The 16,458-nt window shown below is 34.3% G+C and carries 11 protein-coding genes; 8 read left to right on the top strand and 3 right to left on the bottom strand.

Features of this window, described 5'->3' with window-relative positions; all coding sequences use genetic code 11:
* Positions 1-5 precede the first annotated feature (5 nt).
* On the top strand, positions 6-386 hold the full coding sequence (locus tag OLM58_RS06035; RefSeq protein WP_017497677.1) for a TraR/DksA family transcriptional regulator: 381 nt from the start codon (positions 6-8) through the stop codon (positions 384-386).
* Between the two features lie 260 nt (positions 387-646).
* Here OLM58_RS06035 and OLM58_RS06030 read toward each other — a convergent pair whose 3' ends face one another.
* Entirely contained in the window at positions 647-1,027 is a 381-nt protein-coding gene (locus tag OLM58_RS06030) for a hypothetical protein (protein WP_017497678.1), read from the bottom strand.
* Positions 1,028-1,059: 32 nt separating this feature from the next.
* Positions 1,060-1,416: a roadblock/LC7 domain-containing protein gene (locus tag OLM58_RS06025; RefSeq protein WP_264531583.1), complete on the bottom strand. Its 357-nt coding sequence runs from the start codon at positions 1,414-1,416 to the stop codon at positions 1,060-1,062.
* A 179-nt stretch (positions 1,417-1,595) separates the two neighbouring features.
* Between OLM58_RS06025 and OLM58_RS06020 the strand changes: the two genes are divergently transcribed.
* From OLM58_RS06020 to OLM58_RS05995, 6 genes are all read left to right on the top strand, one after another.
* On the top strand, positions 1,596-1,811 hold the full coding sequence (locus OLM58_RS06020; RefSeq protein ID WP_264531582.1) for a hypothetical protein: 216 nt from the start codon (positions 1,596-1,598) through the stop codon (positions 1,809-1,811).
* A 124-nt stretch (positions 1,812-1,935) separates the two neighbouring features.
* Positions 1,936-2,535: a lipoprotein signal peptidase gene (locus OLM58_RS06015; protein ID WP_264531581.1), complete on the top strand. Its 600-nt coding sequence runs from the start codon at positions 1,936-1,938 to the stop codon at positions 2,533-2,535.
* Between the two features lie 153 nt (positions 2,536-2,688).
* Complete coding sequence (locus OLM58_RS06010) at positions 2,689-5,847, top strand: UvrD-helicase domain-containing protein (protein WP_264531580.1); 3,159 nt, start codon at positions 2,689-2,691, stop codon at positions 5,845-5,847.
* 80 nt (positions 5,848-5,927) lie between these two features.
* Positions 5,928-7,121, top strand: coding sequence for a glycine C-acetyltransferase (gene kbl / locus OLM58_RS06005; protein WP_264531579.1), 1,194 nt, complete (start codon positions 5,928-5,930; stop codon positions 7,119-7,121).
* A 114-nt stretch (positions 7,122-7,235) separates the two neighbouring features.
* Positions 7,236-8,699 (top strand): OmpA family protein, encoded by a 1,464-nt coding sequence (locus OLM58_RS06000; protein WP_264531578.1) that lies wholly within the window; start codon positions 7,236-7,238, stop codon positions 8,697-8,699.
* 63 nt (positions 8,700-8,762) lie between these two features.
* On the top strand, positions 8,763-11,528 hold the full coding sequence (locus OLM58_RS05995) for a PD-(D/E)XK nuclease family protein (protein WP_264531577.1): 2,766 nt from the start codon (positions 8,763-8,765) through the stop codon (positions 11,526-11,528).
* A 364-nt stretch (positions 11,529-11,892) separates the two neighbouring features.
* Here the strand turns inward: OLM58_RS05995 and OLM58_RS05990 are convergent, their stop codons facing one another.
* Positions 11,893-12,669, bottom strand: coding sequence for an alpha/beta fold hydrolase (locus OLM58_RS05990; protein ID WP_264532427.1), 777 nt, complete (start codon positions 12,667-12,669; stop codon positions 11,893-11,895).
* 227 nt (positions 12,670-12,896) lie between these two features.
* Here OLM58_RS05990 and OLM58_RS05985 point away from each other — a divergent pair, with 227 nt between their 5' ends.
* The gene (locus OLM58_RS05985; protein ID WP_264531576.1) at positions 12,897-16,424 is read left to right on the top strand and encodes a T9SS type A sorting domain-containing protein; all 3,528 of its coding nucleotides are present in this window, start codon (positions 12,897-12,899) and stop codon (positions 16,422-16,424) included.
* Positions 16,425-16,458: the final 34 nt, after the last annotated feature.

Genomic DNA, 16,458 nt, shown 5'->3' with positions numbered 1-16,458 from the left:
ATAAGATGATAGATGAAATTACAAGATACTCTGATGCTGATTTAGCAGAGTTCAAAGAAATAATTCAAAGCAAAATACAAAAAGCACAAGCTGATCTGGATTTGATAAAGAGTGCTTATATGAACGATTTGAATAACGGAACAGATGATACTTCTCCAACTTTTAAAGCATTTGAAGAAGGAAGCGAAACAATGTCTAAAGAAGCAAACTCACAGTTGGCAATCAGACAGGAAAAGTTTATACGCGATCTAAAAAACGCATTATTCCGTGTTGAAAATAAAACCTATGGTATTTGTAAAGTAACAGGTAAATTAATCAGCAAAGAAAGGCTTAAAATCGTTCCTCATGCTACAATGAGTATCGAAGCTAAAAACTTGCAGAGATAATTTTCAATTTTAATACTCCATAAAATAGACGCTCCTTACCAGGGGCGTTTTTTTTTGTTTAATGTTTAAATCGTTTTGTTTAAGGAGTGACAGGATCGTAAAAAAGGAATTGTATTACAAATTATTTAAATGTTGTAAAAAAAATACAGTTTGCTTTTGTAGGAATTTTTGAAGCGATAATTTGAAGCCTCAAAAGGAGTAAAAATAATTAGAACTGCCAAGTTTGGAAGGCAGTTCTAATTAAAAAAGAAGGCTTGTGATTAAGCCAGATTTTTTTCCAGTTCTAATTTGTGTTTTCTTAAAACAGCTCTTGTCATTCCTAAATTTGCTTTAGTAGAATCAGCAGCAAGATAGATCATGAATTTTTTGTTGGGAGAAATGTCGATGATGTGAATTTGATTCGAAAGTGTAATCAAAATGTCTTCGATCTCCTGGTTTAAATTTAAAGCTTTTACAGCACTTAATTTTGCTTTTACCACTTCGAGGTTGTAAGCTGCTGCAAGTTCAGGATCAAATGCCGGATCTGTTGTCAGGTTTCCAAAGCTTAATCCTGATTCGATTTCTGTTACAGCTACTGCAATAAAGCCGTTTACGTTAGTTTTCATTTCATTCAAAAAAACGTTTAAAAAGTCATTACTCATAGTTTTCGGGGTTTGGTGTTAATAGAAATATGTTATTTTAACAGTGAATTTTTGCTTAACTCAGCAGCAGTTTCCTCGGTCGATCGTAATAATAAACCCAGATTGCTTCCGTCTTTTGAAAATGTAATAATGAAATTTGTGCCGCTTATTTTGTTTCCGATAATAACTCCTTCTGAGGTTTTTAAAAAGAGTTGTTTTAATGAGCCTTTTTCAAGATCTAATAATAATTTGTCGCTCATCGATACTATGGCAGAGCTCATTGCGGCAATACTGTCTGCATAGTCTAAGTGAAGTGATGTGATTAGTTTTCCTTTTCCATTGATAATTAATGCTGCGGAAGATTTGGTATGAAGCAGAAAATCGTTTAGAGTAGTTGTGATTTCATTCATATTTGTAGGATTTAAGAAAGTTGTTAAATTCTTTTCGTTTTAATACCGTATAAAGGGTAAATATGATCTTTTAATCTAAACAAGTGTTAATTTTTATTAACAAATATAAATTAAATTATGTATCATTGTAATACCAAATCGTGAATAATTTTATTTATTTAACATTAAAATCTTGTAAAATGGCTAAAGTGTTGAAATTTAAAGAGGTAAGCTCTGATGTGGAGCACAGAATGAAAGAGTTTGAAAAGATTCGTATTCAGTTTAAGACTCAGGTCAAGAAAACGGAGGCTAAGAACGCAGCAGCAGGAAAAGAGGGGAAAGGACTCTTTAAGTCGATTTCAGAATTCTTCGCTGATCCTCCTAAAAAGTCAGCGCAGTCAAATGTTAGAAAATAGATTCTCCATATAGTTGATGAGTTGATGTAATACCTGCTCGTTTGTCCTTAAAAACAATTAACGCTCCATTGGGAGCGTTTTTTTTGATTAAATTGTTATTTTTGCCGCATCAAAATTTAATAAAATGTCATTACGAAAAGCGTATTTGCTTATATTCTTAGTTTTAATTGTTGATCAGCTTTCAAAAATCTATGTAAAAACAAACTTTGTTCTGGGAGATGAAGTGGTAGTTTTTGACTGGTTTAGAATTCATTTTATTGAAAATGAGGGAATGGCCTGGGGAACTAAAATTCCCGGAGAATATGGTAAATTGATTTTGACTGTTTTCAGAATCTTTGCTGTATTCGGAATTGGATATTGGTTAGCCGATTCGGTTAAGAAGCGTTATTCTAATTATTTAATTGTTGCCATTGCTTTAATTTTTGCCGGAGCTGCCGGTAATATAATCGATTCAGTATTTTACGGAGTTATTTTTGACGCGAGTCAGGGTAATTTGGCAACGCTTTTCTCACCGGAACCTTATGGAACATGGTTTCATGGTTTGGTTGTAGACATGTTTTACTTTCCGATCTGGAGAGGTACTTTGCCTGGCTGGTTTCCTCTATGGGGTGGTGAAGAAGTTTCTTTTTTTAATGCGATCTTTAATGTTGCCGATGTGGCAATTTCTACAGGAGTAGGTATATTGTTGGTTTTTAATAAAAGAGCATTTCCTAAAACAGCATAATTTTTGTAAAAAGTCTAAAATATTTAATTTCCAAATTCCAATAACTGCATGTGATAAATGCATCAGATATTGGAATTTGGAATTTTGCATTATTGCGATTTAGAGCCTGTTTAAAATTAATGTGTTATTTTTACCCTACGAAAAACCAAACTTATGCAAAGTCCGTCTTTCTCTATCTATGATGCATCTGCAGGCTCCGGAAAGACCTATACTTTGGTAAAAGAGTATCTTAAAATTATTCTTTCTTCTCCACGGAACGATGCTTATCGCAACATTTTGGCAATTACATTCACCAATAAAGCAGTTCATGAAATGAAAAGCCGTATTGTTGGGAGTTTGTCTGAGTTTGCAAAAGAGGAGCCATCTGCAAAAGCAGTCGATTTGATGGAGGATTTGTCTCGGGATACCGGACTTTCTATTATTAAAATTAAAACAAAATCCCAGAATATTATCAAGCACTTAATTCATAATTATGCTGCTTTTGATATTTCTACCATCGATAAATTTACACATAAAGTAATTCGTGCTTTTGCACATGATCTTAATCTGCCAATGACTTTTGAAGTCACTTTGGATACCGAGAATTTATTGATTGAGGCAGTTGATGCTATAATTGCACAAGCCGGTCAGGACGAAACATTGACTAAGCTGCTCGTTGATTTCACGATGGAAAAAACCGACGACGATAAAAGTTGGGATGTTTCTCGAGAAATCTTAGAAACGGGTAGACTGGTTCTGAATGAAAACAATCGGAATGAAATTTCTCATTTTCAGGATAAATCTATTGAAGAGTTTATTGAGATCAAGAAAAAAATGCTCGCTTTGTGTAAAGAACTCGAGTCTGAAAATGAAAATTTTGCGATTGAGGCACTTGCTTTAATCGAAAAAAACGGAATCGATTTGAAGTCATTCTCTCGCGGAACTTTTCCAAACCATTTAGAAAGTATTCGTGACGGGAAATTTAATCCCCGAAATAAAACTTTTCACGAATTCGATGATATTGCTATTAATAAAACGGCAAAGGACCGTGCGTTAATAGAAAATATAATCCCTGAACTGCTTCAGATTCTGGTAAAAATCTATAAGAATTTCGAAAAAAGAGATTTCTATAAAGCCTTTCTGAAAAATATTACACCGCTTTCGCTATTGAATACCGTTAGTAATGAATTGGCTAAAATTCAATCCGAACAAAATGTGCTGTCGATTTCTGAATTCAACGCCATTATTCACCGTGAAATTCAGAACCAGCCCGCACCTTTTATTTATGAGCGTTTGGGAGAGAAATACCGTCATTTTTTTATCGATGAATTTCAGGATACCTCTGAAATGCAGTGGCAGAATCTGATTCCGCTGATTCATAATTCCCTTTCCGGAGAAGACGATTTTGGAAATAAAGGGACACTGATGATAGTGGGAGATCCGAAACAGTCTATTTACCGATGGAGAGGGGGAAAAGCAGAGCAGTTTATAGAATTAGGAAAAGAAGAAAATTCTTTTTTTAACCATAAAAAAGAGGTTAAGCATTTAGATACAAATTACCGCAGTTATAGTGAGGTAATTGAATTCAATAATGATTTTTTTAAATTAATTTCGGCCGAATTTACCAATGAAGATTACAAAGATTTGTATGAAAATCATAGTTTTCAGAACATAAATTCAAAGAAAGGAGGGTATGTCAATATCTCTTTTCTTCCTGTAATCGAGAAATCAGATTATGCAGACGAAGAAGAAGTGGTTGAGAAATCAGATTTGTATGTTTTGGCGACTTTAAATACCATTCAAAAAGTTGTTCGGGAAGGTTTTGAATACAAGGACATTGTAATCTTAACCCGAAAAAGAGATCAGGGAATCGCAATTGCGAACTATTTAACGGAGCAAAATATTCCACTTTTGTCATCTGAAACCCTAATGATTCAAAATGCAACAGAGGTGCGTTTGATTGTTTGTCTGCTGAAATATTTAAACAATAGTGCTGATTTAGAGTCGAAAGCTAATTTTCTTCATTTTTTGGGATCAAATAAAGAAGTTAAGATGCCGATTCATGATTTTATTGCCTTAGGGATGTCTCAAAAAAAGGAAGGTGATTTTGAAAAATGGCTTTTAACTTTTGATGTCTCACTTTCTTTTGAAGATGTTCGTAAAAAATCCTTGTATGAGGCGGTTGAAATTATAATTGCGAAATTTATTCTTCCTGATGAAGGAAATGCATATGTTCAGTTCTTTTTGGATATCGTTTTAGAACGAGACATGAGAAATCAGGCAGGAATAGCTGATTTTTTAAGTTATTGGGATAAAAATGCAGAGAAATTTAGCATTCCGTCTCCTGAAGGAAACAATGCGGTTCGCATCATGACAATTCATAAATCAAAAGGATTAGAATTTCCGATCGTTATTATGCCATTTGCAGAAGAAGACTACAATCGAAAGCCAAAAGATAAATTATGGCTGGATACCGAAGATGCGAATTTGGATGTTCCGAAAGCTTTAATTGATAACAGCAGTGCGGTTGAAGGTTTCGGTGAGAATGCTTCGGCAGTTTTTAATTTGAAGAAACAAGAAGAACTGCTGGATAATATAAACGTTTTGTATGTGGCTTTGACACGTGCAGAGGAACAATTGTATGTAATATCGCAAGGAATGAAAGAACGGAAAGATGGTGAATTGCCTAACAATATGGCTTCCTTTTTTATTCGGTATTTAATGCATAAAGGGGGTTACGACACGGAACGATCAGAGTATGAGTTTGGTAGTAAGAGCAGGCTTTCGAATGCTGTAAAATCAGTTGATTTGGTGAAGACAATTCCTGTTGTTTCGGAAGTTTTAAATCCAAAAAACATCAAGATTGCACAACGGGAGGCTTTAATGTGGGGAACGCATCAGCAGGAAGCAATCGCTTATGGTAATATAGTTCACGAAATTCTGGCTTTTGTTAAGGATCGGTCGGATGTGGATCTGGCAATTACAAAAGGAATTGAAAATGGGCTTATTACAAATGATCAGGTTGATATGGTTTTAAAGACACTTCAGGAGATTGTGAATCATCCGGAGCTGAGTATTTGTTTTGATGGAAATGCAACTGTTTTGAATGAACAGACAATTGTTCAGAAAGAAGGCAGGATTTTAAAACCCGATCGTATTGTTCTGACTTCAAATAAAGAAGCCTATTTGTTAGATTATAAAACAGGAGTGATAAATTCGAAGTATGCAAAGCAAATTCAGGAGTATGAGGAGGCTATAGAGGATTTGGGGTATAAAGTGTTAAAAAAAGCGTTGGTATACATCGGATCAGAAATCGATGTAGTAAATTTGTGAAAAAATTAATCAGATGTTAAAGGTTTGACTAGGTGTTTTTGTCTTAAGTTGTTAATTTTTAACGTTTTAAATAAATAGAAATGTACGGTAAAATAAAAGAACATTTGCAAAATGAGTTGCAAACAATTGAAGAAAACGGAATTTTCAAGAAAGAACGCATTATAACTTCGGCACAAGATGCTGAGATAACGATTTCTACAGGAGAAAAAGTTTTGAATTTTTGTGCCAACAATTATTTAGGGCTTTCATCACACCCAGAAGTAGTAAAAGCAGCAAAAGATGCTATGGATACACACGGTTTTGGGATGTCGTCAGTACGTTTCATTTGCGGAACGCAGGATATTCATAAAACTTTAGAGAAGAAGATTGCAGATTTTTATGGTACAGAAGATACTATTCTTTATGCAGCAGCTTTTGATGCTAATGGTGGTGTTTTCGAACCTTTGTTAGGAGAGAATGACGCTATTATTTCAGACAGTCTGAATCATGCGTCTATTATTGACGGAGTTCGTTTGTGTAAAGCAGCGCGTTATCGTTATGAGAACAGTAATATGGAAGATTTGGAGCAGCAATTAATTAAAGCAAATGAAGCTGGAGCACGTTTCAAATTAATTGTTACTGATGGGGTTTTCTCAATGGACGGACTGGTAGCGCCTCTTGATAAAATTTGTGACCTGGCAGATAAGTATGATGCGATGGTGATGGTAGATGAGTGCCATGCTGCAGGATTTATCGGGGCAACCGGAAAAGGAACTCTCGAAGCAAAAGGAGTTATGGGAAGAGTTGATATTATTACCGGAACTCTAGGTAAAGCTTTAGGTGGAGCAATGGGAGGTTATACGACTGCTAAAAAAGAAATTATTGAGTTATTGCGTCAGCGTTCAAGACCATATTTATTCTCAAACTCACTAGCACCGGCGATTGTTGGGGCCTCAATTAAGGTGTTTGAATTATTGGAAAAAGACACTACGTTGAGAGATAAATTAGAATGGAATACAAATTACTTTAAAGAAGGAATGAAAAAAGCCGGTTTTGATATCATTGATGGAGATTCAGCAATCGTTCCGGTGATGTTATACGATGCGAAATTGTCGCAGACTATGGCAAATGAATTATTGAAACAAGGCATTTATGTAATCGGATTCTTCTTCCCTGTAGTGCCTAAAGAAAAAGCGAGGATTAGAGTGCAATTATCGGCTGCGCATACAAAAGAGCACTTAGACAGGGCTATAGATGCTTTTACAGTTGTCGGACAAATGTTAAAAGTTATATAATTCCCACTTTGGTCGAATTTTTGTAGGTTTTTTTTAACATTTCATTTTGTATTTAAAAATTTTGGTGTTACTTTTGCTTGTAATTAACTAAATTGTAATTAAAAAAAATTAAGTATGAAACATCTTAACAAACTTTTAGTTGCTGTGATGATGGTGATGGGTTTAAGTTCTCACGCACAAGACAGCAACAATCCATGGGCTATCTCTTTTGGAGTTAATGCCGTTGATACTAGAACAAGTTCTGGATCAGGAAATGGTTTTTTCGATCAACACTTTTCTCAGCCATTCGCTGTAAAAGACAACTGGAATATTCTTCCTTCTTTATCTTACATTGGTGTAAATAGATATGTAGGTAGCGGTTTTTCTGTTGGTTTACAAGGATCTGTGAACAAGATTGATAAATTTGTTGTTTTTAACAAGACTGCTGCGGGCCATGATGGTAGAGGTAATCTTGTAACTAATCCTGGTGACTTGATGTATTACGGAATTGATGCTACTATTAAATATAGCTTCCAGGAATTAATCAAATCTAAAGTAATCGATCCTTCGTTATCTGTTGGTGGAGGTTACACTTTCTTTGGAGATAGCAGCTACGGAACTGTTAACCCAGGTGCTGGTGTTACTTTTTGGTTTACTGATGCTATCGGTCTTGAGCTTGCTACAAGATACAAATGGTCAGTTAGTGGGGATAGATTAGATAAATCTGGAGCTCCAGATGCTCCATCTCACTTTCAACACACTGCAGGTCTAGTTTTCAAATTCGGAGGTAAAGATACTGACGGAGACGGAATCTACGATAAAGATGATGCTTGTCCAGATGTTGCTGGTTTAAAACAATTCAACGGATGTCCTGATACTGACGGAGACGGAATCGTTGACGCTTCTGACGCTTGTCCAGATGTATTTGGTTTAGCTGCATTAAACGGATGTCCTGATACTGACGGAGACGGAATTGCTGATAAAGATGACGCTTGTCCAGATGTTGCTGGTTTAGCTGCTTTAAAAGGTTGTCCTGATACTGACGGTGATGGTATCGCTGACAAAGATGACAAATGTCCTACAGTTGCTGGTCCTAGAGAAAATGGTGGTTGTCCTTTCTTAGACGCTGACAAAGACGGTGTAGCTGATAAAGATGACGATTGTCCTACAGTTGCTGGTCCTGCTTCTAACAGAGGTTGTCCTGAAGTAACTACTGAAGCTTTAGAAGATCTTAAAGTTCAAGCTAGAGCGGTTTACTTTAACTCAGGAAAAGCTACTTTCAAAACTGGTGACAAAGAAACTCCAGCTAGATTAGATGCTATTAAAGAAATCCTTAAAAACTATCCAAACGCGAAATTCTCTATTGAAGGACACACAGATAGTACAGGTTCTGCAAAAATCAACGACAAACTTTCTCAAGAAAGAGCTGACGCTGTGAAAAATGCATTAATCGAAAGAGGTGTAAATGCTGAGAACTTAGAGTCTAAAGGATTCGGATCTTCTCAACCAGTTGCAAGCAACAAAACTGCTGCAGGTAAAGCACAAAACAGAAGAACAGAAATTAAACACATTGGTTCTAAATACCAAGGTAAAATCTAATTTACTGTTTAAATAAATACTAAAAGCCATTCTTAATTGAATGGCTTTTTTTATTTTTATCACATGATAAATACTTCTTTTCTCGGGAAAATAGCGACGGTTATAATTCAGGACTATTCAGATAAACTTGCTGAGACAACTGTTATTTTGCCTAATAAAAGAGCGAAAGTTTTTTTAATTGAAGCCCTGAAAAATGAGACTAAGAAAACAATACTTTCGCCTGAAATTATTAGTATTGAAGATTTTGTACAGGACGTAGCCTCGATCCGATCCGTTGATTCAATTGAGCTTTTGTTTGAGTTCTATGAAGTGTATCTTTCCGTAACCGAGAAACAATATCAGCAGTCTTTTGAATTATTTGCCAATTGGGCAAAAACGCTTCTGCAGGATTTTAATGAAATCGATCGCTATCTGTTAGACCCTTCACACGTCTTGTCCTATTTGAATGATATTGAAGACATCAAAAAATGGGGGATTGAAGTCGAGAACAAAACCAAGCTTTTAGAGAATTATATTGATTTCTGGAAACTTCTTCCATTGTATTATGATTCCCTATACAATCATTTACTGAATAAATCAATTGGATATCAGGGACTAATTTATCGTGAAGCTGTAAACAATCTCAATCACTTTTCGAATACCGTTTCAAATCGTAGTTTCATTTTTGCAGGATTTAATGCTTTGAATGCAGCGGAAGAAAAAATTGTGCAGCATCTTTTGGCTTTAGATCAGGCCAGGATTTATTGGGATGTTGATCAGACTTTCTTAAATGATCCGTATCATGATGCAGGACTTTTTGTAAGACGGTTTAAAGAAAATTGGAAACACTATAAAGCTCATCCGTTTGAATGGATAGTAGATGATTTTTCGCAGACTAAAAACATTCAGATTATAGGGACACCCAAAACTATTGGTCAGGCAAAACTGGCGGGTAGTATTATCGAAAATATTATCACAGAAAACCCAACTACTGCTTTAGATAAAGTGGCTATTGTACTGGGTGAGGAAAATTTACTGATGCCGGTTTTATATTCCCTGCCTTCTTCCGTTGGAAGTCTGAATATTACAATGGGTTATTCGGGAAAGAACAACCCGTCGCAGATATTAGTTGCGAAATTGTTTAGAATGCATACCAATGCGCTTTCGCGTAAAGGAGAAAGTTATGTTTTTTATTATAAAGATATACTTGATATTCTTACACATCCTTTGGTTGAACCTTATGCCAATGCCAGTAATTTGGTTCGGATTATCAAGGAAAATAATTACACTTTTATTACACATAATCGGGTTTTAGAACTCAATTTGAATCCAACGCCATTGTTTGATCTGCTTTTTCAAAAGTGGGAGAATGGGTCGATTGCTGTTCTTGAAAATGTTTCGGCACTTTTACTTTTGATAAAAGAAAATTTCAGCAATGACAATGAGGAGGAAAAAATTGCGAAAGCTTTTGTTTATGCCGTTTTTAAAGTAATTAATAAGCTGATCAATTATTACACAAAACACAATCACATTGATAACATAGACACTTTGCATGCGATCTATAAACAGATTATTGATGTTGCTGAAGTTTCGTTTGAAGGGGAGCCTTTACGCGGACTGCAAATTATGGGGGTTCTGGAAAGTCGTGTGCTTGATTTTGATACCGTAATTGTAACATCGATGAATGAAGGGAAGTTTCCGGCTGGAAAATCTCAAAATTCATTTATTCCCTATGATGTTAAAAACGAACTGGGATTGCCTACTTTTAAAGAGAAAGATGCCATTTATACCTATCATTTTTATCATTTATTGCAAAGAGCTCAAAACATCTATCTGATTTACAATACAGAAAATGATGGATTGGATGCAGGAGAACGAAGCCGTTTCATCACGCAATTGGAGGTAGAGAAACAAAAGAAGCACAACTTAACGTTTGACATTTATAATCCCGTTTTACCAACAACGGCTTATCAGCCTATGGTGGTTCCCAAGTCTGAGGCTGTGATAGATCGTTTAAAAGAAATCGCACTTGCCGGTTTTTCTCCTTCTGCTTTGACGAGTTACATCCGAAATCCGATAGACTTTTATTTCCAAAAAATATTGAGAATTAGAGAAGTAGAAGAAGTTGAGGAGAATATAGCATTGAATACTCTTGGGACTATTATTCATGAAACGTTGAAAACGCTTTATGAACCCTTTATTGGAAAGTTCATTTCGGAAACAGATCTCGAAAATTGTTTCAAGTTACTGGATGCTGAAGTTTTAAATCAGTTTAAATTGGTTTATAAAGAAGGTGAGATAAAAAAAGGGCGTAATCTTTTAGCCTTTGAAGTAGCGAAACGAAATGTCTCTAATTTTTTGAAAATGGAATTAGAATCTCTTAAAAATGGAGATGCGGTTCAGATCATAGCTTTGGAGGAAACATTTGAACGCGAATTAAATCATCCGGATTTGCCGTTTCCTGTTTTGATTAAAGGAAACGTGGATCGTATTGAATTGCGCAACGGGAAAATCCGAATTATTGATTATAAGACAGGAAAAGTTGAAAAGACGAATGTTATCCTGAAATCATGGAATGGATTGACTCAGGAGCTTAAAAATGATAAAATTATTCAGGTTTTGGCTTATGCCTTTATGTTTGAAACCAAAGCGAAAGAAATCCCGATAGAAGCGGGTATAATTTCTTTTAAAAATCTTAAATCAGGTTTTTTGCCTTTTACATTCAAAGAAGATAAAGAGATTACTACTACAGTTTCCAGAGAAATTTTGAGTAATTATTTAGAGGAAATCGTATTACTGTTAAAAGAGATTTTTGACCCGACAATTTCTTTTGAAGAGAAAATGGATTAATCGTCTTTATTCAGAATATCATTTTTTATGGTTTCCTGATGAAAAAAGCGATCTCATTTCTGGAATTATATCAAAAAGCGGCTTTTTTTAAATGAATTTTATGAAGTAAAATGTTATAATTTTTATGGAGTATATTTCTTTTTGATGAATTTATCTACAAATTTCACTCTTTAAACAAGCAAAGCATAAACTATAAACAAAAGTGATTCAAGGGGTTAGAATTAGTGCATAAAAGGAATAACTTTGCCAAAATTTTTAAAAAGAAATTTTTAAAAAAGTATAAATTTTTGCCCCCAACAAAAAGAAGAAAAGGCTGTTTCGATAATTTTTCGGAACGGTCTTTTTTTATGTTGAAGGCTGTGATCTAAGAGAAAAATTGGGACAAAACGGTTTTTAATTCCTCTTTGTTTTCAATATGACTCATATGTCCGTCTTCAAAAGAAATAAGTTCTGCCGTAGTATCGTCTATCTGGGTGCGGGAGTCTTCGTAATCTAAAACAGGATCTTTTTTTCCTAGAATCAATAAAACCGGAAAAAGGTTTTGTTGTAAAAGTGCTTCTCTGTCTTTTCTGATTTTCATTCCTTCGAGTGAAGCTATAATTCCCTGCAAAGGTGTTTGGAGAGCCTGTGTTTTTACTTTTTCAATTTCGTCTGTTAATCGGATTCGGTTGTTCTCGCTAAACAAATTACCAATAGCCAGACTCACAAAAGTTACATAATTTTGTTTGACTGCTTTGATAGCCCGTGTTCGGTTAAGTTTCCTTTCCGGACTATCCTCCCTTGAAGTAGAATTGAGTAAAACCAGTTTCTGAATATTTTTTGGAAACAATTCGGCGAAAGCCAGACCGACATAACCGCCCATCGAATGTCCGACAACAGTAGCTTTTTCAATTTTTAAATGATTCAGGACTTTCTGAACAGCATTGGCATTGTCTTCCATCGTGTGCACATATCCCAAAGAATCCGACTCGCCGTGTCCCAGTAAATCGATCGTAATGATGCGATGTTTTTCGGAGAAAAAATCAACATAGTTTTTCCACATTTTTTTATTTTCCAGAAAGCCGTGAAGGAATACAATTGCATTTCCAGTTCCCGAATCTGAGTATGATATTTTGGTATTTTTATATAGAATGCTCTTCATCATGATAATTTTTGCAAAAATAATCTTTTGAATATTAACAGACGAATATTATACTTAGCAGCTATTGAATAAAAGTAAAAAGAGTTTCTATTTTTTGAATTTTAAATGTGCAAAAGATCTTAAGGAGATTATTTCTCATATTTTTAACAAATCAATTGTAGTGTCTTGTAAAGTGTTAAAAAATGACTAGTTTTACTTCTTTTTTAATAATAAAATTACTAAATTATATGAGGTCAACTTTACTCTGTATTTTCTTTTTAATTAATGTTCAATTTGCTTTTTGTCAGTGGGTAAATCTAAATACAGGTTTAAGTGATGATTTAACAGGAGTTGTTTTTCTGGGGAATAATGGTTTTGTTTCCGGAAAAAAAGGACTTTACTATACTTCAAATGGAGGTGAAGGAGCTTCAAGTTGGAAGAGATTTGAAATAACTGATGGAAGTGAGGATGCTAATATTTACAACAATACGGCTTTTAGCCATTGTTATTCAGATATGACAGGTTCAGCTTCTTCAGGAGTTGTTTTTGCTTGTGGACAGAATGTATTGACAAAACAGGCCATTATAATGAAAATTGAACTACCATCACTTAGTTATCAAATTATATATAAAGGCGTGGAAAACTCAAATCTAAATCAGATTGGATATTCAAGTTATTCTGGATCATATTCTGCAGTAGGAGACAATGGACTAATGGTTACTTTTAAAGCGCAAGGCGTAGTTAGGACTAAAAATCTTGGTACCGATAATTTTTCTTCTGTTGCTTTTTATCAAAATAAATGTAAAATTGCAGCTACGGGTAAGATACTTTATTTTGAGTATTTTGATTCAAAGTATAATTTTATATCTGTATTAACTCCGGGGTCAGATATTAAGGCTATAACCTATGGGGAGTCAGCAATGAATAACGGTTTAACTTTTTGTGCCGGAAATAGATTTGCAGCCTATAGTAACGATAATTCGTTGTATAGTAATCACGTTAATTTTTATGACGGCCCTTTAAATGCAAAATGCATCTCTGCTAACTCATTAGGTGAATATGTGGGAACTGATCATGGTGTTTACTTTGTTGCCAGTGGTAAGGCATTAGAGAAGCAGTCAACATCTTTGAATTACGATATTAATTGTTTTTGGAAGCAAATGGCAAATACAACTTTTTATGCCTGTGGAAATTCTGGTATTATATTGAAAACGACTAATGGAGGTGGGACAAGGGTTCCATATGTAAATGTTTCAGGATTGGAAGGCGGCTGTGTAGGAAGTACTGTAGCCTTAAAACCTATCGTGGGCTGGATTACAAGTTGTAAATGGTTTGTAAATAATGTGGAGGTTCGTTCTGTGTGTGGAGATTTAACCTACAATTTTGAAAAAGCGGGGAACTATGAAATTAAATATACAGTTAGAAATAGTTTTGGGGTTGAGTCTACAGATTCTAAAAGTATTTATGTCAGCCCAATTCCGAAGATTAATTTACCGGTTATCGTAAATGATAAGATTCTTTGTAAGAGTGAACCAGTGACAATTCAAATTCAAAATTCGGAGATTGATGTTGTCTATACTTTGAAAAAAGATTTTTTAAAATATGGAACCAGTGAGGTAGGGAATGGACAGACTCTTACTTTTACAAGCAATTTAATCAGTGAATCTGGAGATTTTTATTTGGAAGCTAAAAATGTAAATGCTAATTGTACAGTTAGTTTAACGGATAGATTTCACATTGAAGTCGAACAAACAAAAGCAGTGTTTCATAAAGATTTAATAAATGCTCTACCTAATGAAAAGGTGTCATTTTATCAGAAATCAATTGATGCACAACATTATAAATGGAATTTTAGTTCTAATGCTTCAACAAATAATTCTATCGATGAAAAAGTAGAAACTGCTTATTCTAAACAAGGGGCAACAATCACCAATCTCGAAGTCTGGTCAGATAATGGATGCCACGATCAAATTGAAGGAGAGGGGCCATATATTTATAATGAATCTGAAAATTCAAATAATTGTTGGACATTAGTTAACAATGGGGTAGATTCTCAATGGAATGGTCATGAATATGAAGGTAATTATGGATTAACTCCAACAGACGATGGATTTTTGGTGTCAGGAGGATTTAATGATCAGATATTTGATTCAAAAATTGGATTGAAATCTGATTTTAAAAATAAAATAGGAAGTTTTCTAACAAAATATGACAGAAAAGGAGCTTTAAAATGGATCGTAAGTACAGAACATAATCCAGTAAATCGTGATAGAGATATCATATTTTCGTCTGTAATTGATCATGATGGGAACATTTATATATGTGGTACACACAACGGGACGTTCATTGACAACAAAGGTGATAGAATAAAAGCAATCCCCTTTGATTCAAATCAAAATTACGGTTATATTATGAAATTGAATAAGCAGGGAAAACTTATTTGGATTTTAAATGCTGAAATTTCGGGACCTTTAGCAAAAAAACTTTATATCGATAAAGAAAATAACCTGGTTACAACGATTAGCTTAAATTATATTTATTCGAATAAACACCAACTCTATTTTAACGGTATTAAATCAACAGTGATTAATCAAACAATGCAGACTTCACAAGCAGACAATTTAACATTGTTAAAAATATCACCTTTGGGAGCCGTTATGTGGTATGCAGGAATTACTCTTAATTACGTAAATAATGCAGGAATTGTGGATCTTGGTTTTGATAGCTCAAACAATATTTATCTTGGAGGAAATTATGAATTCGATTCGAATTTCTATTCTGCAGGTAATACCACTACGCCACAGATACTAAAACGTTTTGAAGGTTATGGTCCTAGAATGTTTTTAGTTAAATACAATAAAGATGGTATTTTGCAATGGAAAACAAGAAGTAGTACAGTAAATGGGAGAGGTAATAATGTATTATTTGGTGCAATGATTACCGATGATGCAGGTAGCAATTATATTACAGGAAGTAATTCTTGTGATAATGAAAAGGCTGTCCATTCTTTTGAAAATGCCAATGGAACGATTACTCAAAAAAGTATTGGTACTTTTTTCGTAGCAAAAGTTAACTCGGCTGGTACGTGCGAATGGATAAACGGAAATAAATATGGAAGTAGTGGAGGAAGAAAAATTATAAAAGATAATGATAAATTGCATATTATTGGTGGTGGTTCTGCAACTAGCGCTAGCGCTAGCACTAGCACTTTTATTACTAGTGACTTGCAGAATTATGACTTAACAATTAGTGAATATGATTTCTTTCTGGCGACTTATGATCTATCGGGTAATTTAAAGAAAATAACGGCTAACGGAGATAATCGTAATCATGCTACAGTGCCTTTAATACATATGTATGATTTTTTTAAAGCAGCAGATGGTACATTTTATTTATGCGCCAATATGAAGGTGAATAATTATACCAGTTTTGGCAGTATAATAAGTACAAATGGTGTTGACGGAATTGTTTCGCATTTTGATGAAAACTGTGGAATTGTGAAGTATGAAAGTACTTTGTCAACAGATGACTTTACCAAAACATCAAATACAACGATTTATCCTAACCCAACATCAGGGAAAATCTATATAGATTTGAAAAATTACAGCAGTGATGTAACGGTGCAGCTATATGATAGTAATGGAAAAAAACTAAAAGAAGAACAAGCTTCTAATCTAACAAAATTAGACTTGACAATTAATGGGAGTCAGGGATTGTATTTTGTAAAAGTTAAAGCAGGCGAAAGCATACAAACATTTAAGGTGCTAAAAAACTAAAAGTCTAAACCTAATTTTAAATAAAGAATAGGAA

Origin of the sequence: Flavobacterium sp. N502540 (genome assembly GCF_025947365.1) — a bacterium.
GTDB lineage: Bacteria > Bacteroidota > Bacteroidia > Flavobacteriales > Flavobacteriaceae > Flavobacterium.
This window is presented reverse-complemented; position numbering and strand designations above follow the sequence as displayed.